Here is a 19,330-nt window from a genome sequence, read left to right on the forward strand (position 1 = left end):
CTTGTTTTCTTTCTATCTTTAACCTATTGAATTACTTTTCTTCAATTTTGTATTACTTGTTCTCGAATACCAATCCACCTTCCTTGGTGTAATCGATGGTGATTGGCTTCTCACGACTTACTTCTTCGGAAAGAATCTTCTTACTCAAGTCGTTCAATACGTAATCCTGAATAGCACGCTTTACAGGGCGGGCACCAAACTCTGGATCGTAGCCTACCTCAGCAAGATAACTGATGGCGGCAGGAGTCCAGCAGAGTTCAAAGCCTTGAGGCTCCAACATCTTCTTGACTCTATTCATCTGGAGTTCAACCACTTTGGCTATCTGCTCCTGGGTGAGAGGCTTGAAGGTGATGATATCGTCGATACGGTTCAGGAACTCAGGACGGAAGGTCTTCTTCAACATCTCACGGCTTGCATTGGAAGTCATGATGATGATGGTGTTCTTGAAGTTTACCACACGACCCTTATTGTCGGTCAGACGGCCATCGTCCAATACCTGAAGCAAGGTGTTGAAGACGTCAGGGTGAGCCTTCTCTATCTCATCGAAGAGAACTACACTGTATGGTTTGCGGCGAACAGCCTCGGTCAACTGACCACCCTCATCGTATCCTACATACCCCGGAGGCGCTCCAATCAAACGGGTGACACTGAACTTTTCCTGATACTCACTCATATCAATTCGGGTCATCATCGACTCATCATTGAACAGGTATTCGGCAAGCGCCTTGGCCAACTCGGTTTTACCGACACCGGTAGTTCCGAGGAAGATAAAGCTGGCGATAGGACGCTTAGGATCCTGCAATCCAGCACGAGAACGGCGTACAGCATCACTTACAGCGGTGATAGCCTCGTCCTGTCCGATGACTCTCTTGTGGAGTTCTTCCTCCAGATGGAGTAGTTTCTCACGCTCGCTTTGCATCATACGGCTTACTGGAATTCCCGTCCAGCGGCTTACTACCTCAGCAATATCGTCGGCAGTCACCTCTTCGCGGATCATCGCCTCACCGCCCTGAGTACTCTTCAGTTGCTCCTGAATCTTCTTGATGTCGTCTTCGAGAGCTACCAGCTTAGAGTATCTGATTTCAGCTACGCGCTCGTAATTGCCTTCACGCTCCATGCGTTCAGCCTCAAACTTGAGATTCTCCATCTCCTGCTTGTCTTGCTGAATCTTGTTGACGAGTGCTTTCTCGCCTTCCCATTTAGCACGGAAGTCGTGTTCCTTATCCTTCAACTCTGCAATCTCCTTGTCGAGTTGCTGAATCTTAGGCTGGTCGTTTTCACGCTTGATAGCCTCACGTTCAATCTCCAACTGCTTCAAGTGACGGGTGATTTCATCCAGCTCTTCTGGTACTGAGTCACGCTCCATACGGAGTTTAGCTGCGGCTTCATCCATCAGGTCGATGGCCTTGTCCGGAAGAAATCTGTCGGAAATATATCTTTCAGACAACTTGACGGCTGCAATGCAGGCATCATCCTGAATACGTACCTTATGATGGTTCTCATAACGTTCCTTAATACCACGGAGGATGCTGATGGCATCTACCTCGTCAGGTTCGTTGACCATGACGGTCTGGAATCGACGCTCCAGTGCCTTATCCTTCTCGAAATACTTCTGATACTCGTTGAGGGTAGTGGCACCGATGGCTCTCAGTTCGCCACGTGCCAAGGCCGGTTTCAGAATGTTGGCAGCATCCATGGCGCCCTCACCACCGCCAGCACCTACCAGGGTATGTATTTCATCGATGAAGAGGATAATCTGTCCGTTGGCATTGGTTACCTCCTTGATGACGCTCTTGAGTCGTTCCTCAAATTCACCCTTGTATTTGGCACCGGCAACCAGTGCACCCATATCAAGCGAATAGAGCTGCTTATTCTTCAGGTTCTCAGGCACATCGCCACGTACGATACGCTCTGCAAGTCCCTCTACGATAGCGGTTTTACCAGTACCTGGTTCACCGATAAGGATAGGGTTGTTCTTGGTTCTACGAGAGAGAATCTGAAGTACCCGGCGAATCTCTTCATCACGACCAATTACAGGGTCGAGCTTGCCGCTTCTGGCCTGTTCAACCAGATTCTTGGCGTATTTTTCGAGACTCTGATAGTTCTCGTCAGCACTTTGACTCTTAACGTTCTGTCCTTGTCTGAGGGCCTGAATAGCAGCAGTCAAATCCTTCTCGTTGGCACCAGCATCCTTCAAGATGCGTGCTGCAGTAGAATTACCTTTGAGGATGGCAAGGAGGATTGGTTCCACGCTGACGAATTCGTCGCCCATCTTCTTGGCGATGTCCTCAGCATTGATAAGAATCTGATTGGTGTCGCCCGAGAGATATGGCTGCCCGGCACCCTGCACACGAGGCAGATGCTGCATCTCCTGTTGTAAGAGCATGGCAATCTGATTGCCGTTCATGCCTAACTTCTGGAAGATATAGTTGGTTACATCAGGTGCTTTCTCGATGATACCACTGAGAAGATGCACCGGTTCGATGGTCTGCTGACCATTACGCTGCGCGATGTTCACAGCGGCTTGCACCGCTTCTTGCGCCTTGATTGTAAATTTGTCGAATGTCATATTTATTCTCCTTTCTTATTTATAGGGATTATTATTTTCTTTTAGTGAATTCTGATTTTATGAATTATTATTCAGCTTTCTCTTGCCAAAGGAGCGAATAGTGTGCCGATATATGATTTTCTGACATTTTGACACAAATGAGGCGGTTTTTGGTGGGTTCTGAGGTATTTTGCGTGTCAAACTGTCGGTTTAAGAAACGGAGTTTGAGTCTTTTAAAAGATAATAAATTCTGGTTTTTATTGATGGCAAACTTTGGCCTTAATAGACGACTGGCTTTGGTCTTAATAGACGCTTCATTCTACCTGTCATAGAAAATAGGCTTTTTGCTTTTTGGAAAGGAAGGGTGAATGACCGGTCATGGTCATTATCGGTCATTTTTATTTTCGGGATTCATTAAAAGCTTGTACTTTTTTAGTGATAAATAGTTAATTATACTTTCTCTTTCATTTTGACCGAAAATGACCATGACCGGAATTGTAATATTAGCATCCGTTGATGAGAGAAAGTATATGTAAAGTAAAGTGTAACTTCTTGAATTGCAAAGGATTATCGGATAGAAATGGTATGAATGAGAAACTACGGATGGCATCAGCTTGTGCTCGTAATGTTAACCAAAACTGGTAATATTATTAGCAATCAGACTTGATTTATCGCAAATATACCTAAAATATTCCTATAACTCGCCTTGAAATTTGGTGGTTTCGATTATTTTTTGTAATTTTGCAGCGTTTTATAATTAGAAAGAAGTCGAATTCAAAATAGATAATTAATGGCTGAAACAAAGAAAATCAAGACAGCGTTGGTGTCTGTCTTCCACAAAGATGGCTTGGATGAGTTGCTCGCCAAGTTGAACGAAGAGGGTGTTAAATTCTTGAGCACTGGTGGTACTCAGAAATTTATCGAATCTTTGGGTTATGAATGTCAGAAAGTAGAGGATGTTACCACATATCCATCAATCCTTGGTGGTCGTGTGAAAACTCTTCACCCAAAAATATTTGGAGGAATCTTGGCTCGCCGCGACAATGAGGGTGACCAGGAGCAAATGAAGGAATTTGAAATTCCAAGCATCGACCTCGTTATCGTAGATTTGTATCCATTCGAGCAGACTGTAGCAAGTGGTGCCAGCGATGCTGATATTATCGAGAAGATTGATATCGGTGGTATTTCTTTGATCCGTGCAGGTGCAAAGAACTTCAAGGATGTAGTCATCGTTCCAAGCAAGGCTGAGTACAACGTACTTCTTGATATTCTCAAGCAGAAGGGTGCAGAGACTGATATCGAAGACCGCAAGATGTTCGCAGAGCGTGCCTTTGGTGTAAGTTCTCACTATGATACTGCAATCCACGCTTGGTTTGCTAAGTAAAAAAGGTTCTCTTCTTGTTCTCATCTTGTGAGGCGAGAAGATGGCTGCAAAAGATAGATTTTAAGCTTAAAATAATAGATTTTACATTAGAAAATGGGATTTTTTTCATTTATTCAGGAAATCGCAATGGACTTAGGTACCGCCAATACCATCATTATCAGTGATGATAAGATTGTAGTGGACGAACCTTCTGTTGTGGCACTTGACCGTCGTACCGACAAGATGATTGCGGTGGGAGAGAAGGCTAAGATGATGTACGAGAAGACTCATGACAACATCCGTACAATCCGTCCTTTGCGCGATGGCGTTATTGCCGACTTTACCGCTTGCGAGCAGATGATGCGTGGACTCATCAAGATGGTTCACACGGGTAGTCGTCTGTTCTCCCCATCACTCCGTATGGTTATCGGAGTTCCTTCTGGTTCTACTGAGGTGGAACTTCGTGCAGTGCGCGATTCTGCAGAACATGCAGATGGCCGTGATGTTTACTTGATTTTTGAGCCAATGGCTGCAGCTATCGGTATCGGTATCGATGTAGAGGCACCTGAAGGCAATATGATAGTTGATATAGGTGGTGGTTCTACCGAGATTGCAGTGATTTCTCTGGGTGGTATTGTTTCCAACAATTCTATCCGTACTGCAGGTGATGATCTTACTGCTGATATCCAGGAATATATGAGCCGCCAGCACAATGTGAAGGTTTCTGAGCGTATGGCTGAGCGTATCAAGATTCATGTAGGTTCTGCCTTGACAGATCTTGGTGATGAGGCTCCTGAGGATTTCATCGTTCATGGTCCTAACCGTATTACAGCTCTTCCAATGGAGGTTCCTGTATGTTATCAGGAAATTGCTCACTGTTTGGATAAAACTGTAGCGAAGATTGAGAATGCTGTGCTTTCTGCACTCGAAAATACTCCTCCTGAGCTTTATGCTGATATCGTAAAGAATGGTATCTGGCTCTCTGGTGGTGGCGCTTTGCTCCGTGGTCTCGACAAGCGACTCCAGGATAAGATCAATATCCCATTCCACATCGCAGAAGACCCATTGCACAGTGTAGCTAAGGGTGCTGGTATTGCATTGAAAAATGTAGATCGTTTCTCTTTCTTGATGCGATAAATAGTTTCATCAAAGAGAGATAATAATATATTAAGGTGAAAAGATAGATAAAGAGATGGAATCCTCCTCGCTCGAGGAGGAGATCATCTCTTTTTAAGTCATAATGGTTTAATACATTGAGCGGATTAAGGCGTAAAATGAATTAAACCAGGATGGGTTGACTCATCATGGGTGAGTTGTATGATAGCTTTTCTCCTGCATGTTGATATTCTACATGTTTTTTCATTTACATGTTAATTTACTAAAAGTATGCACAACCTTTTAGAGTTTTTGGCAAAATATAACCATTGGTTTGTCTTTGTGATTCTTGAGGTGGTGAGTTTCGTGCTCCTGTTTCAGTACAACAGTTACCAGGGTAGCGTATGGTTCTCATCGGCTAATGCCGTGACGGGCAAACTCTACGAATGGGATTCCAATGTGGAAACCTTTTTCTCACTCACCAAGGTAAATCAGGAACTGACCCAACGCAATGCTTACCTGGAACAGCAGGTGCAGCAGCTCTCCGAGAAATTGACTGATGCTACCAAGGACAGTACCTTTGCGCAGCGCAGCCAGATGAGTCTGTTGCAGTCTTATCATCTGATTCCTGCCAAGGTGGTTGCCAATAGCATAGATAAGCCGGGCAACCTGATGACTATCGACAAGGGTAGGGCTGATGGTGTGCGCAAGGATATGGGTGTGGTTTGCGGTACGGGTGTGGTTGGCATCGTGTATCTGGTAGCAGAACATTATAGCGTGCTGATTCCTGTACTCAATATAAAGTCTAACATCAGTTGCACCATCAAAAACAGAGGTTATTTTGGTTATCTTCGTTGGAAAGGTGGTCCTTCTGAATATGCTTATATGGAGGATGTTCCTCGTCATGCTCATTTCAAGTTGGGCGATTATGTAGTGACGAGTGGCTACTCTGCTGTCTTCCCTCCAGGTGTGTTGGTAGGAAAGGTGCTGCACGTATTCAATTCCGCGGATGGTCTTTCGTATCGGGTTCAGTTGAAACTCTCTACTGATTTTGCCAAGCTGCGTGACGTCTGTGTCATCGATGATGCGCCTATGCGTGAGCGTCTCGAACTGATGAGAGCGGCTCAGGATTCCATCAAACCGGATTAAAATAGCCTGTATTCCTGATGCATGGAATGAGGCAAAATGGAAATGGTTATTCAAATATTTAAATTTCTAATTTTAACTAATGAGTATAGAACAAGTAAGACGATTTGTGCTGTTTGTAGTACTCTTGTTGGTACAAGGACTGGTGCTCAATCATATTCATCTCTTCGATTGTGCCACACCATTGATCTACATCATCCTGGTGCTGCATTTTCGCAGAAACCAGTCCAGATGGTCGGCTCTTCTCTGGAGTTTTTCCCTCGGACTCTGTGTTGATGTTTTTGCCAATACCCCAGGTGTGGCAGCTGCTTCTATGACACTCATGGGACTGGTTCAGCCTTATCTCTTCGAACTTTTCATACCGAGAGACAGTGCTGACGATCTGGAACCAACCATCCGCAGCATTGGTGTTTCTTCCTTTTTCTGGTATGTTTTCATCATGATTCTGCTCTATTGCTTGGTATTCTTCACATTGGAGACCTTCAATTTCTTCAATTGGATCCAGTGGCTCAAGTGTATTGGGGGCAGTACCCTGCTCACTTACTTGCTGGTTATGGCATTGGAAAGTATTAAAAAATAGAAGGACTTCAGGGGTTCACTGTGCAAATCTTGAATCTCCTGAATTTCAGGACAATCAATAAGGATAGGAAATATGATAGATTATAATCTCGAAAAGCGTAGATTTGTGATAGGTGGTGTGGCCATAGTAATAGTGGTCACCTATCTGATTCGTCTCTTTACGCTCCAGATTATGAGCGACGACTATAAGAAAAATGCCGATAGTAATGCCTTCCTCAAGCAGATAGAATATCCTTCGAGAGGTGCCATCTACGACCGCAATGGCAAGCTAATGGTTTACAACCAGCCTTCCTATGACATCATGGTAGTGATGAACGAAGAGAAGAATCGTCTCGATACGATGGATTTCTGTAATGCCTTAGGTATTACCAAGGAATTTTTCATCAAGCGTATGGAAGATATCAAGGACAGAAGTAAGAATCCTGGATATTCCAGATATACGCAACAGCTCTTCATGACTCAGTTGAGCGATAAGGATTTTAGCGTGTTCCAGGAAAAGATGTTCCGTTTTCCTGGCTTCTATGTGCAGAAACGAAGCATCCGAGAATATACTTATCCTTATGCAGCCCATGTGCTGGGTGATGTGGGAGAGGTTTCGGAAAGCGATATAGAGGATGATAGCTATTATCAGCCAGGTGACTACATCGGTAAACTCGGTCTGGAAAAGCATTATGAAAAAGAATTGCGCGGACAGAAGGGTGTGAAAATCATGCTTCGTGATGCCCGAGGTAGAATACAAGGCAGTTATCAGAACGGAAAGTTCGACCAGAAACCTATCGCAGGTAAGGATCTGACGCTCGGTATTGATGTAAAATTACAGGCATTGGGTGAGCGACTCATGCAGGGTAAAATCGGTAGTATCGTAGCTATTGATCCGCGCACTGGAGAGGTGCTGGCTATGGTTTCTTCTCCTACTTACGACCCTCGTCGTCTGGTGGGCAAACAGCGTGGAAAGATGCATAAGTGGCTGTCTCACAATCCGTGGAAACCACTCCTCAACCGTAGTATCATGGGTCAGTATCCTCCGGGTTCTACCTTCAAGACTACGCAGGCGCTTACTTTCCTTTCTGAAGGAATTATCACGCCAGGTACGGCTTTCCCTTGCCATAGAGGTTTCTCTTACAGGGGGCTTCACGTAGGTTGTCACGGCCATCCATCGCCTATCGCTCTGGTGGATGCTATCAGTACTTCTTGTAACGGTTATTTCTGTTGGGGACTTTACTATATGATGGGTAATAAGCGTAAGTACCATTCCGTACAGACCGCTATGGACACCTGGCGCGACTATATGAAGAGTATGGGATTCGGATATAAGTTGGGCATTGACTTGCCTGGTGAAAAGCGAGGTCTTATTCCTAATGCTGCCTATTATGACAAGGCTTATAAAGGCTCATGGAACGGATTGACCATTATCAGTATCTCCATCGGACAGGGTGAGGTCAACCTGACCCCTCTGCAAATAGCCAACCTGGGTGCAACGATAGCCAACCGTGGTTATTACTACGTGCCTCATGTAGTACGTAAGGTAAAGGGCGAACCGCTCGATACACTTTATACCCGACGCCATCAGACGATGGCTACTCGAAGGGCTTATGATTACGTAGTGGCAGGTATGAGAAGTTCTGCTTTGAGAGGAACCTGTAAGATGCTTGCCCGATACGACTTTGAACCTTGTGGTAAGACGGGTACTGCGCAGAACCGTGGTCATGACCACTCTGTATTCATGGGTTTCGCACCAATGAACAATCCAAAGATTGCCATTGCCGTATATGTAGAGAATGGTGGATGGGGTGCCGATTATGGTGTGCCTATCGGCGGATTGATGATGGAACAATATTTGAAAGGTAAATTGTCGCCAGCTTCAGAAAGTCAGGCGACGGCAATGCAAAATAGAAGAATCGCTTATGGCTCAAGTAGCAGATAATAGACAACCAAGTGTGCTTCGTTCCATCGATTGGTGGACGATAGGTATTTATCTTGCACTGCTTTCATTCGGATGGATCAGTGTCTGTGGTGCCAGCTACACTTATGGTGACAATGATATTTTCAGTCTGGGTACTCGTTCGGGCATGCAGATTATCTGGATAGGTACTTCGATCGCATTAGGCTTTGTACTCCTGATGCTCGATGACAGGTTTTACGATACCTTCTCGTATGTGATTTATGCTGTCTTGATATTGTTGCTTTTTGCCACGATATTCAATCCGCATAGCATCAAGGGTTCGCATTCCTGGCTTGTGTTAGGTCCGCTCCGACTCCAGCCCGCCGAGTTTGGTAAGTTTGCCACGGCACTCGCCGTAGCTAAGTTTATGTCGAGTTATGGTTTTAATATCCACAACATCAAGCATTTCATGGCTGCTGTGGGTATTATCCTGCTCCCAATGGTGTGCATTGTAGGACAGAGAGAGACGGGTTCAGCATTGGTCTATTCAGCCTTTTTCCTCATGCTCTATCGCGAGGGAATGCCTGGAAGCATCCTCTTTACGGCTGTGGCCATGGTGGTCTATTTCGTAGTAGGCATCAAGTATGAGAATGTGATGATGTGGGACTCCTATACTTCCATCGGTAAGTTTGTGGTGCTTTTGTTGGTGCAGATATTTACGGCAGGTATGGTCAGTTCCTATACGGGTAATAAGAAACATTGTTATACGATTCTTGCATACACTGTCGGCATTACGCTCATCTTCCTGCTCTTCTCCACCTATGTGATTCCTTTCGACATCGTTTGGGTTCAACTCGGTTTGTGTGCAGCCATGATTGGCTATATCGTTTATCAGGCATTGGCAACCCGATTGCGCAGTTATTATTTCATAGCTGCCTTCGCCTTGGGTTCTATAGCTTTCTTCTACTCAGCCGATTATGTGCTCAATAATGTGATGGAACCTCACCAGCGTGTACGTATCAATGTACTTTTAGGCTTGGATGAAGACTTGGCTGGTGCAGGTTACAATGTTCATCAGAGTGAGATAGCTATCGGATCTGGTGGCTTGCAAGGTAAGGGATTCCTGAACGGAACGCAGACCAAGCTGAAGTTCGTGCCAGAGCAGGATACTGACTTTATCTTCTGTACTGTAGGAGAGGAGGAAGGATTCCTCGGCTCGGCCTGTGTGCTTCTGCTTTTCCTGGCATTGATATTAAGGTTGATTCATCTGGCAGAGCGACAACCCTTCAAGTTTGGGCGAGTCTATGGTTATTGTGTTCTGAGTGTGTTCCTCTTTCATCTGTTTATCAATGTGGGCATGGTGCTGGGTCTCACTCCTGTCATTGGTATTCCTTTGCCATTCTTCAGTTATGGCGGTAGTTCGCTTTGGGGTTTCACCATCCTGCTTTTCATTTTCCTAAGGATTGATGCAGGACGAAATCTGATAAGAAACTAAAATATGTAGAGATTAAACTGGAAAGAAAGCAGAGATAAGCTTGGAAAGAAGCAGAGATTAAACTTGGTAAGAATGCGAAGTATTAGATAAAATCTGTGTAATCTGCGAAATCTTCGTGAAAAAATTGTAAAAGAGAAGTCCCCCTTGAAGTTCCTCTGTGATGTTGAGAACTTTCAAGGGGGATTTCTCTTTAATGTTTCACGACTTTTAATCCAATATCACTGATGCCTGGCAGAATCTCTCGTTTCATGTCATGGCGGATGGTGACGTGGATAGAGTCGTTTTTGTTCAACTGATAAACGTTGATGGGGAAGTTATATTGATAATAACTGATTCCTTGTCCTGTCGTAGCTCCGTTTTTGTCGATGAGCTTGCATTGTATGGTATCTATCTTCACCGTTTTTTCTTTCCTGTTGTGGCTGTCGGGGTAGATGCTCTGTTCTACGATGAGGGTCAGTCCCATAAAAGGATAAGCACCTGTGATGCGAAGTCCTAAATGTTCCTGATAGTACCCCGATGCTGCCAATGGTGGAATATCAAACGACAAGGTGTCGTTTTTTTCCCATCCGGCAATAGGAGTATGAGAATACGAATCGTAAACCATTGAATCCTTGCAGGATGAGAAAAAGTTTAAAGCAGTGAATGTACCTATTATTAATAAGGTATAGAATAGTTTCTTCATTATCTTATATTACCTTTCTTACCTTTTTTATATTATCATTCCTTACTTTATGTTATTCTTGATTGCCACTTGGGTTGTTGTTTCTGTCTCCCTGAGGTCTTTCCCCCTGCTGGCGATTGTCTCCCTGAGGTCTTTCCCCCTGCTGGCGATTGACTCTCTGAGGTCTTTCTCCCTGCTGGCGATTGTCTCTCTGAGGTCTTTCTCCCTGCTGGCGATTATTTCTCTGAGGTCTTTCTCCCTGCTGGCGATTATTTCTCTGAGGTCTCTCTCCCTGCTGGCGATTATTTCTCTGAGGTCTCTGACCGCGGTTTCGATTATCATTGCGTCGATTCTCTCTATTTCCGTCACGTTCCTCAGGTGCAGATGCTGTATTTGGAATATCGGCATTTTGCTGCTGTGGCGCATTTTGCTGCTGAGCATTTTCGCCATTAACGGCTTTGTTGCGATTCTTATTATTCTTTTTCTTTCGCTTTGCCTTGTCAAAACGGCTTAGGTCTGCTTCTGCAAGCAAGTCTGCAGATTTTGGTTTCTCTTTCACCTTACCATCTTCCAATAAACTCAAAGGCTTTTCGCCCTGACGGTTCATTGCTATGATTTCTTGAGCTCGTTCTGCTGTAATCGTTTCGAGGTTGGAAGCCATATTCTTATCTGAAGAATAGGTGATAAGACCTGCAAGAATATCTGTCTTAAACTGGTAGAAATCTCCGTCAGCTGTTTGCAGAATAATATCCTTGGCAGGAATTTTCTTGCCTGCTTCCACATAGTTATCTACCTCATAGTTGAGACAGCATTTGAGTTTTGCACACATGCCAGCCAATTTCTGAGGGTTGAGAGAAATGTCCTGGAAGCGGGCTGCGTTTGTACTTACACTCACAAAGTTTTTCATCCAAGTGGCACAACAGAGTTCGCGTCCGCAAGGTCCTGTACCACCGATGCGTCCTGCTTCCTGTCTTGCTCCGATTTGTTTCATTTCGATGCGCACATGGAAAGTATCTGCCAAAACCTTGATGAGTTGTCGGAAATCGACACGCTCGTCGGCAATATAATAGAAGATAGCTTTGTTGCCGTCTCCCTGATATTCCACATCGCCAATCTTCATCTTCAGTCCAAGATCTTTCGCAATCTGTCGGCTCTGAATCATGGTGCCGTGCTCACGGCTCTTGGCTTCCTTGCACTTCTCGATATCTACAGGTTTGGCAATTCGATAGATGCGCTTGATGTCATCTGCAGATTTGAGATTGGCTTTCTTGATTTGCAATTTCACCAATCTTCCTGTAAGAGTAACCACACCAATGTCATGGCCAGGACTTGCCTCCACCGCCACGACATCCCCTTTTTTCAGGTCGAGGTTGTTGACGTTGTGATAATATGCCTTTCGGGTGTTCTTAAACTGCACTTCCACAAGGTCTGTGCTTTCGGCATTGCCAGGCACATCGGCAAGCCAGTCGTATGTGTTCAGTTGTCGGTCTTGGCGTCCTACTGCCTTGCAGCAGAGACCTCGGTCGCAACCATTCCACATTCTGAATTTCATATCCTTGTAATCCACAATAATCTGATTTTAATAGTGTATATTTTATGATGTATATGTTGTATTGTACAAATTCTCTATGTACAATGAATATTTCTTATCTGATAATCGTCTTTACTGACTCTTGATTCCGCATTCTTCAATCGTTATTTTCTGATGAGCAATACGATGATTTTGAGAGCCAGATCGAAAAAGACTATTTTGGCATTGGCATTTTGCCCAATATCCCTTTTGCATTCATCGAAGAGGTTGAATATATCGATGATATTAGCCTCGTTGATGAAACGGGCGAAATTCTTGGCGAAATTCTCTTCCTCTTGCGTCATGTAAATCAGTTCTTCCTGCCGGAAATTGTACATGAAACTTTCTCTGAGCATGTGCGTGAAATAATCAAGCATACGTTTCTGTTTTTCTCGTCCGAAAGTTGCTACTACTTCGCTCCATTTCTTGAGGTCGTGGATATTGCGCATGTAGGCAAGTCGCATGAGCATGATAAACATGTCCAGATGCTGCCTGTTCTCATTGCCGGCATTGAGTTCTTCGATAGCCGCATTCCAGTTGCCATGTGCGATGCGTGCGATGCGATGGGCATTCTCTTGCTCTAATCCTCTTCTGCTGATGAGTGCTTCTTCCATCTCTTCATCAGAAATCTTCTTGAAATCGATTCTTTGAGTACGGCTTCTGATGGTTTCGAGGAGCAATTCCGGTTCTTCACTCACCATGATGAAGTAGGTCTTGGCAGGCGGTTCTTCCAGAAGTTTCAATATCTTGTTGGCACTCGTAATATTCATGCGCTCAGGAAGCCAGATGAGGCTTACCTTATTGCCTCCGAGTACCGACTTGAAATTGAGTTTGCGGGAGATTTCGTCAGTCTCTTCTACAGTAATGATAGCCTGCTTGTTGAAGTCAGCATCATTTTTCCCCATTTTCCTCATCCATTGGTCGATCTGGAAGTAAGGACCTTCGGCAAGCAATTCTCGCCATTGGGTAATGAAGTCGTCGCTGATAGGCTTGTGTTCACTTCCCATATCAGATGTTTTGATGGTAGGGAAGGTGAAATGGAGGTCAGGATGTTCCCATTTCTTGAGCATGGCACTGGTACGGCGTTCAGCGTCTGTAGGAGTAGAAGCATTCTCTTCCATTTTTTCTCCCATCAGATAGCTGGCGAAAGCCAAAGCTACAGCCATCTTGCCGCAGCCTTTAGGACCGCAGAACATGATGGCATGAGGAATACGTTCTTCCTCTGCCATCTGCATCAGTCGTGCCCATACTTCTTTCTGACCTATTACTTCGCTAAACTTCATATTATAGTATTTTTTGTAGGAGTAAACTCCGTTTCCTTATTTTATATCTTTTCTATTTAAAACGTTTAAACCGACTTCTTTTTTTACCAATTCCTTTTATATAAAGGATTTTATTATTTAGTTCATGTTTCTAAAACGTCTTTAGCGTTTTTTGAAATCTCTCGCTTAAAACAGAGTCTTTGCGATTTGTTTAACACTCTCCACAGCGGAGACGGTGAAGAAATGAACATTGTTGTAACCGTGCTCGAAGAGGTCTTTCACTTGAGCAGTTGTCCATTCAATACCAAGTTCTTTTGCGTCATCATCAGTCTTACACTTCAAGACTTCCTGTGCCAGTTCCTCTGGAATGTCGCAATGGAAAGTCTTAGGTACAACGGTAAGTTGTGACAGTTTTGCGAAAGGCTTGATGGCAGGAATGATAGGTATGGTGATACCCATTTTTCTTGCCTTTTCCACGAAATCATAGAATTTCTGATTGTCGTAGAAGAGTTGGGTTACAGCATAGGCTGCGCCCAATTGTTGTTTCTCCAGAAGGTGCTGCATGTCCATCTCCAGATTTGGAGCTTCCTCATGCTTCTCTGGATAGCAAGCTACGCCACAGCAGAATTTTTCTCCCGGGTGTTTGATAGGAGTACCATCCATGAAGAAGCCATCATTGAATTGGTTGACTTGCTTCAAGAGGTCTGTAGCATGCATGTGACCATTTGCGGTCGGTGTAAACTGGCGGTCATCCTTCGCCTTGTCTCCACGCAGTACGAGGAGATTTGAAATGCCTAAGAACTGGAGGTCGAGCAGTTCATACTCGATATCTTCCTTGCTGGCTCCACTACAAATGACATGAGGAATAACCGGAATGTCGTATTTGTTTTGGATGGCACCTGCAATCGCAACTGTACCTGGGCGGCGACGCACACGCTGGCGGGTAAGCAAGCCGTTGTCCAACTCCTTATAGACGAACTCGCTGTGGTGCGTGGTGATATTTATAAATCGAGGGTTAAATTCCTTCAGCGCATCGATGGTGCGGAAGAGTGCTGCCGTACCATTTCCCTTCAATGGAGGAAGAACCTCAAATGAAAAACCTTTCTCTTGGGCCCCGTTATTCAGAAATTCTGTTATGTTCATCTTCTTTATTTCTTTTTGTAATGTAGGGTGTAATTTGAATGTTGAATAGACTCTGAGGACCTTACTTTTGCGGATGACAAAGCGTATAGCCCTATTTGTTTGCAAAAATACAAAAAAATAGGCTGAAAGACGAAAAAATAAGGAGCAAAACGAAAAAATAAAGAGCAAAAATGAAAAAATATGGGGAAAAACGAAAGATGAACGTAATATTTTATAAGAATTGTGTAATATTTGTGGAAAAATAGCGTAATAAGTATAGTTTTACAAACTATTCTAAAACAGATACAATTAAACCTAAAAAAAATATGGAACAGAATCAAAATGGCTCTAAAGCCTATCTTATCTCAATTGTGATGGTCGCTGTATTGGGTGGCTTGCTCTTCGGTTATGATACCGCTGTAATTTCGGGTGCCGAAAAAGGTTTGCAAGCATTCTTCAAGGGCGCAAGTGATTTCGAATACACGGATTTCATGCACGGATTTACATCCTCAAGTGCATTGATTGGTTGTATCATCGGTAGTGCTCTTTCTGGTCTCTTCGCCAGTAAGTTGGGACGTAAGCGCTCGCTTATTTTTGCGGGTGTCTGCTTCTTCCTGTCTGCATGGGGATCAATGGAACCGGAGAGCTACATCCTGCCACAGGGAAAGCCAGACTGGACTTTGCTTGTTGTTTTCAACATCTATCGTGTCTTGGGTGGCATTGGTGTTGGTATGGCTTCGGCTATTTGTCCTATGTATATTGGAGAAATCGCACCAAGTAATATACGTGGCATGCTGGTAAGTTGGAATCAATTTGCTATCATCTTCGGTCAGTTGGTGGTCTATTTTGTCAATTTCATCATTATGGGAGATCATGCTAATCCGATTTATGATGCTGCGGGTGCTATTGCCAACTGGGCTGATGCGGAATGGACGGTTGAAACGGGTTGGAGATATATGTTCGGAAGTGAATGTGTGCCTGCCGGTTTGTTCACTTTCCTGATTTGTTTTGTTCCTGAGACTCCTCGCTATCTCGTCATGGTAGGACAGGAAGAGAAGGCTTATGGTATTCTTTCAAGAATCAATGGAAGTAATAAGGCTCATGAGATAATCCATGATATTAAGAATACGGTAACGGTGAAGACAGAAAAGCTATTCTCCTATGGTTTTATGTGTATCTTTGTGGGTGTTATGCTCTCTGTTTTCCAGCAGGCTGTAGGCATTAATGCCGTGCTCTATTATGCTCCTCGTATCTTCCAGGATATGGGCATGAGCAATCCGATGGTTCAGACTGTGATTATGGGTATAGTGAATATTTCATTTACTTTAGTTGCTGTATTCTATGTAGAGAAATGGGGACGTAAACCTTTGCTGATCTTTGGTTCTATCGGTATGGCAATAGGAGCACTTGGTGTGGCTTTGACCTTCGGAAATCCTTCTTTAGGAACCATCACGATGCTCAGTATTATGGTTTATAGCGCCAGCTTCATGTTCTCTTGGGGACCAATTGCTTGGGTGCTCATTGCAGAACTTTTCCCAAATACCATTCGTGGCGTTGCTGTTGCCATCGCAGTTGCCTTCCAGTGGATCTTCAACTTTATTGTCAGCTCAACCTTCGTTCCGCTGTTTAATATGCATTTGGTAGAAGGAGATGATTTCGGTCATTGGTTTACCTATGGTCTTTATGGAGCCATCTGTATTTGTGCAGCCCTCTTCGTGTGGAAACTTGTGCCAGAGACAAAGGGAAAGAGCCTGGAGGATATGAGTAAACTCTGGAGAAAGGAATAATGCTATAAAGGAAACAATACTTTAGAGGAAACAATGCATTAAAGTAAAGTGTTTTAATGTAAAGATGGCTTTATAAAACATTTATAATCTGTAAAAGACGAGGCGCAAGCATCTTCACGATGGTTGCGCCTCTTTACGTTTTTATATTTTATATAAGAGAGTATTAACTATGCATATATTTGATAGTTTAATTCTTTTCTTGATAATATTTTTATTGTTTTGATGTCGCTTTATTGCGGCAAGCAAAACTTACATATGCACCTGAATGTATTGAATTCTTGATGTAGTTGGTCTGTGCGCCATCTACAAAGATGCGGGTAAGATAGAATGGGAAACCGATTTGCTTGGTTGACCAAATGCAGCCGCCTGTATAGTAAGAGGAGGTAGTGAATTCCAATACAACCTTATGCTCTTTAGCATCTGAACCATATGTAAGGTTGAGGTTGATAGGACTTGGATAAGCATAAAAATATGCTTGGTTTGTCTGACTGTTTGGTAAAACCATGTACTTTCCTGTCACAGTCCTGTCTTCTACCTTACTGATAGCTTCCTTCAATTCTGGATTAGAGATGTGCTCAGCAAGTTTCTTGATAGGGAAATTGCTGATGGTAAATGTACTATCATTACGCATACTGAAATAGCATTCTGTCTCTACAGAATCTGCCTGGTTCTTAACGTCAGCATCATTCTTGTGATCGAATAAGAGTACCAGATTAGGATAAGAACCTGCCATTTTCGTTTGGTAAGCATCTTGCTGCTCCTTTGTAAGGAGGCTATAGCCGTTATCATCACCTGTATTACATGAAGTGAAAGTTAGTGCTGTGAGCAATACAGCAACTAAAGATAGCAATGTAATTTTTTTCATTTTCTTATGTTTAATTGTTATTATACTATTTTCCTACCTTTTTTGGTAAAGAATTTGGTTGAGAATATATGATTCTTTTTTATTCTTTCCATTGTTATAAACCCCAAATAACAAGAATCTTGCATTAGATAGTGGTTAATTAATGTTAATAATATTTTTCTGTCTATTTTCTTGCTTAATTAGAAAACATTATGTACCTTTGCATGTGTAATAATATGGTAGTGTAAACCTAAGCTTATATATATAAGAAATTAGTAAACATGGATTATAGCGCAACACAAAAATATTGGTTGTATCTTCGCCCCAATTGCCGGAGAGAATTGAAGGTGAGAGATTATTTCGACAGCAGAGGGACAGAGTGTTTTGTGCCTATGCATAAAGTTGTGAGGGTAATTCATGGAAAAGAGATACTCATGGATGTTCCTGTCATGGGAAATATGGTCTTTGTCAAGACTTCTTATGAAAATATGTTGGAAGCAAAGTCTGCACTCGAAGCTTTGGGAATACCAGTCATGCTTCGCATGGATTCCGTTCATCATACTCGTCCCATTATCATTCCAGACAAGCAGATGGAAGATTTTATCAGGGTTTGCAATGATCAGTTCAGCCGTTTTGTAGATGGACGTTATTCTGATAATCTTGAAAAGAACGATTATGTAGAGATTATTTCCGGACGATTTGCCGGGGTACGTGGTTATTATGCCAGACCCTTCAAGGACAAGTGTGTGGTATGTGTGGTAGAAGGACTTGCTGTCTGCACAACGTATATTCCTGCTTATGCATTGAAAATCATCGAAAAAGGAAAATAAAAGTAGTTGGGGACTTGTGGTTTTTCGGTAAATGATATTTTTAATAATTAGGTAAACTAAAATAATCAGTATGAAAAAGTTAAATAAGTTTGTGTTGAAATCTCTTGCATTGCTCTTTGCATTCTCTATTGCTGTGAGTTGTGGAGAGAACAAGTCAAACCAGAAAGTCTTGTTTGATAAGATTGTTTCTAAAGCAGGCAAGACGGTTTCTGAAATAGACAAGACTGCTTCTGAGATAGACAAGGCGGTTTCGGAAGCAAACCAGTCTTCCTCGAAAACAAGTGGAACTTCTGTAGCAGAAGGTAATTATGATGGTTTGGAAATTCCTGTTTATACGAAGGGCACCTTGTCGGAAACCATCAGAAAGCGCTATTCCTATACCGTTTCTTACAATCATGAGATGAAAAATCCTAATTGGGTAGCTTGGACAATCTCTGCAGAGCATGCTTCTGGTAAAGTACAGCGTATGGCTTTTCAGGATGATGAAGATATGCCTGATCCAAAGGGCTATCTGTCTGATTATTATAATAGCGGGTATGATAGAGGTCACATGTGTCCTGCTGCTGATAATAAATGGAGTGAGAAAGCTATGGAAGATTGTTTCTTGATTACCAATATGTGTCCACAGGATAATGGGTTGAATCGTGGTATGTGGAATAGTATTGAGCAGCAATGCCGTTCGTGGGCTGTAAAATACGGAAAGGTCTATGTGGTATGTGGTCCTATTTATCTGAACCAGCAGCATCGCAAAATAGGAAAGAATAAAGTCGTTGTTCCTGAGGCTTTCTTTAAGGTAGTCCTACGTATGGGGGATTATCCTCAAGCTATTGGCTTTATCTGTAGAAACCAGTCTCAGAAAGGAAGGAAAAAGACAGACTTTGTCAATTCTATCGGTGAAGTAGAGCGAATTACTGGCTACGATTTCTTCTCTAAATTGCCTGATAATATAGAGAATAAGGTGGAAGCCAAAGCGGATATAAATGAATGGTAATAAGTCTGTATCAGAAAAATAGAATGATCCTAAAATCCGCAACTATCATCCAATACACGATTAAGGGTAGATTTATGAGTCGTTAGTAGCAGCTTTCAGTAAAAAGCAACAGCACAACATCAATATGTAGCCACCATCCCCTTACCCCACGATGC

Annotated in this window: 14 protein-coding genes and 1 pseudogene; 9 read left to right on the top strand and 6 right to left on the bottom strand. The window is 43.2% G+C overall.

The annotated features are described in order from the left end of the window. Nucleotides 1–52 precede the first annotated feature (52 nt). Entirely contained in the window at nucleotides 53–2,569 is a 2,517-nt protein-coding gene (gene clpB / locus EXN75_RS04835; RefSeq protein ID WP_118117169.1) for an ATP-dependent chaperone ClpB, read from the bottom strand. 769 nt (nucleotides 2,570–3,338) lie between these two features. Between clpB and EXN75_RS04840 the strand changes: the two genes are divergently transcribed. The 6 genes from EXN75_RS04840 to rodA all read left to right on the top strand — a co-directional run bounded on the left by EXN75_RS04840 (nucleotide 3,339) and on the right by rodA (nucleotide 10,108). Beyond that, entirely contained in the window at nucleotides 3,339–3,932 is a 594-nt protein-coding gene (locus EXN75_RS04840) for a phosphoribosylaminoimidazolecarboxamide formyltransferase/IMP cyclohydrolase (protein WP_022110047.1), read from the top strand. A gap of 93 nt (nucleotides 3,933–4,025) precedes the next feature. Next, a complete protein-coding gene (locus EXN75_RS04845) occupies nucleotides 4,026–5,048 on the top strand; it encodes a rod shape-determining protein (RefSeq protein ID WP_006847875.1) in 1,023 nt (340 codons plus the stop codon). A gap of 249 nt (nucleotides 5,049–5,297) precedes the next feature. Further along, the gene (mreC, locus tag EXN75_RS04850) at nucleotides 5,298–6,155 is read left to right on the top strand and encodes a rod shape-determining protein MreC (protein WP_118117171.1); all 858 of its coding nucleotides are present in this window, start codon (nucleotides 5,298–5,300) and stop codon (nucleotides 6,153–6,155) included. 79 nt (nucleotides 6,156–6,234) lie between these two features. Beyond that, nucleotides 6,235–6,732, top strand: a complete 498-nt coding sequence (gene mreD, locus EXN75_RS04855; RefSeq protein WP_022110049.1) for a rod shape-determining protein MreD — start codon at nucleotides 6,235–6,237, stop codon at nucleotides 6,730–6,732. A gap of 72 nt (nucleotides 6,733–6,804) precedes the next feature. After that, the gene (gene mrdA, locus EXN75_RS04860; protein WP_022110050.1) at nucleotides 6,805–8,655 is read left to right on the top strand and encodes a penicillin-binding protein 2; all 1,851 of its coding nucleotides are present in this window, start codon (nucleotides 6,805–6,807) and stop codon (nucleotides 8,653–8,655) included. Next, on the top strand, nucleotides 8,636–10,108 hold the full coding sequence (gene rodA, locus EXN75_RS04865) for a rod shape-determining protein RodA (protein ID WP_022110051.1): 1,473 nt from the start codon (nucleotides 8,636–8,638) through the stop codon (nucleotides 10,106–10,108). The genes mrdA and rodA overlap by 20 nt, the downstream gene beginning before the upstream one ends. A gap of 190 nt (nucleotides 10,109–10,298) precedes the next feature. On the opposite strand, the gene EXN75_RS04870 is transcribed toward rodA, so the two are convergent. From EXN75_RS04870 to EXN75_RS04885, 4 genes are all read right to left on the bottom strand, one after another. Beyond that, nucleotides 10,299–10,790 (bottom strand): gliding motility lipoprotein GldH, encoded by a 492-nt coding sequence (locus tag EXN75_RS04870; RefSeq protein WP_022110052.1) that lies wholly within the window; start codon nucleotides 10,788–10,790, stop codon nucleotides 10,299–10,301. Between the two features lie 52 nt (nucleotides 10,791–10,842). Further along, nucleotides 10,843–12,321, bottom strand: coding sequence for a PSP1 domain-containing protein (gene ricT / locus EXN75_RS04875; RefSeq protein WP_167639449.1), 1,479 nt, complete (start codon nucleotides 12,319–12,321; stop codon nucleotides 10,843–10,845). A 143-nt stretch (nucleotides 12,322–12,464) separates the two neighbouring features. After that, entirely contained in the window at nucleotides 12,465–13,622 is a 1,158-nt protein-coding gene (locus EXN75_RS04880) for a DNA polymerase III subunit (RefSeq protein WP_118117174.1), read from the bottom strand. A gap of 165 nt (nucleotides 13,623–13,787) precedes the next feature. Continuing rightward, nucleotides 13,788–14,744 carry a methylenetetrahydrofolate reductase gene (locus tag EXN75_RS04885; protein WP_134842968.1) on the bottom strand — a complete coding sequence of 319 codons (957 nt, stop codon included), beginning with the start codon at nucleotides 14,742–14,744 and terminating at the stop codon, nucleotides 13,788–13,790. A 266-nt stretch (nucleotides 14,745–15,010) separates the two neighbouring features. On the opposite strand from EXN75_RS04885, the pseudogene xylE reads away from it, so the two are divergent. Continuing rightward, nucleotides 15,011–16,510 (top strand): annotated as a pseudogene (gene xylE, locus EXN75_RS04890) (D-xylose transporter XylE); the annotation flags it as partial. Between the two features lie 211 nt (nucleotides 16,511–16,721). Here xylE and EXN75_RS04895 read toward each other — a convergent pair. Then, nucleotides 16,722–17,375, bottom strand: a complete 654-nt coding sequence (locus EXN75_RS04895; RefSeq protein ID WP_134842970.1) for a DUF4840 domain-containing protein — start codon at nucleotides 17,373–17,375, stop codon at nucleotides 16,722–16,724. Nucleotides 17,376–17,635: 260 nt separating this feature from the next. On the opposite strand from EXN75_RS04895, the gene EXN75_RS04900 reads away from it, so the two are divergent. Continuing rightward, nucleotides 17,636–18,184 carry a UpxY family transcription antiterminator gene (locus EXN75_RS04900; RefSeq protein WP_118117177.1) on the top strand — a complete coding sequence of 183 codons (549 nt, stop codon included), beginning with the start codon at nucleotides 17,636–17,638 and terminating at the stop codon, nucleotides 18,182–18,184. A 70-nt stretch (nucleotides 18,185–18,254) separates the two neighbouring features. Next, complete coding sequence (locus EXN75_RS04905) at nucleotides 18,255–19,175, top strand: DNA/RNA non-specific endonuclease (RefSeq protein WP_134842971.1); 921 nt, start codon at nucleotides 18,255–18,257, stop codon at nucleotides 19,173–19,175. Nucleotides 19,176–19,330 lie beyond the last annotated feature (155 nt).

Origin of the sequence: Segatella hominis (assembly GCF_004535825.1) — a bacterium.
Taxonomy (GTDB): Bacteria; Bacteroidota; Bacteroidia; order Bacteroidales; family Bacteroidaceae; genus Prevotella; species Prevotella hominis.

Coding starts and splice junctions, on each gene's coding strand:
- clpB (WP_118117169.1), bottom strand. CDS start 2,569: ATGACATTCGACAAATTTACAATCAAGGCGCAAGAAGCGGTGCAAGCC.
- EXN75_RS04840 (WP_022110047.1), top strand. CDS start 3,339: ATGGCTGAAACAAAGAAAATCAAGACAGCGTTGGTGTCTGTCTTCCAC.
- EXN75_RS04845 (WP_006847875.1), top strand. CDS start 4,026: ATGGGATTTTTTTCATTTATTCAGGAAATCGCAATGGACTTAGGTACC.
- mreC (WP_118117171.1), top strand. CDS start 5,298: ATGCACAACCTTTTAGAGTTTTTGGCAAAATATAACCATTGGTTTGTC.
- mreD (WP_022110049.1), top strand. CDS start 6,235: ATGAGTATAGAACAAGTAAGACGATTTGTGCTGTTTGTAGTACTCTTG.
- mrdA (WP_022110050.1), top strand. CDS start 6,805: ATGATAGATTATAATCTCGAAAAGCGTAGATTTGTGATAGGTGGTGTG.
- rodA (WP_022110051.1), top strand. CDS start 8,636: ATGGCTCAAGTAGCAGATAATAGACAACCAAGTGTGCTTCGTTCCATC.
- EXN75_RS04870 (WP_022110052.1), bottom strand. CDS start 10,790: ATGAAGAAACTATTCTATACCTTATTAATAATAGGTACATTCACTGCT.
- ricT (WP_167639449.1), bottom strand. CDS start 12,321: ATGAAATTCAGAATGTGGAATGGTTGCGACCGAGGTCTCTGCTGCAAG.
- EXN75_RS04880 (WP_118117174.1), bottom strand. CDS start 13,622: ATGAAGTTTAGCGAAGTAATAGGTCAGAAAGAAGTATGGGCACGACTG.
- EXN75_RS04885 (WP_134842968.1), bottom strand. CDS start 14,744: ATGAACATAACAGAATTTCTGAATAACGGGGCCCAAGAGAAAGGTTTT.
- EXN75_RS04895 (WP_134842970.1), bottom strand. CDS start 17,375: ATGAAAAAAATTACATTGCTATCTTTAGTTGCTGTATTGCTCACAGCA.
- EXN75_RS04900 (WP_118117177.1), top strand. CDS start 17,636: ATGGATTATAGCGCAACACAAAAATATTGGTTGTATCTTCGCCCCAAT.
- EXN75_RS04905 (WP_134842971.1), top strand. CDS start 18,255: ATGAAAAAGTTAAATAAGTTTGTGTTGAAATCTCTTGCATTGCTCTTT.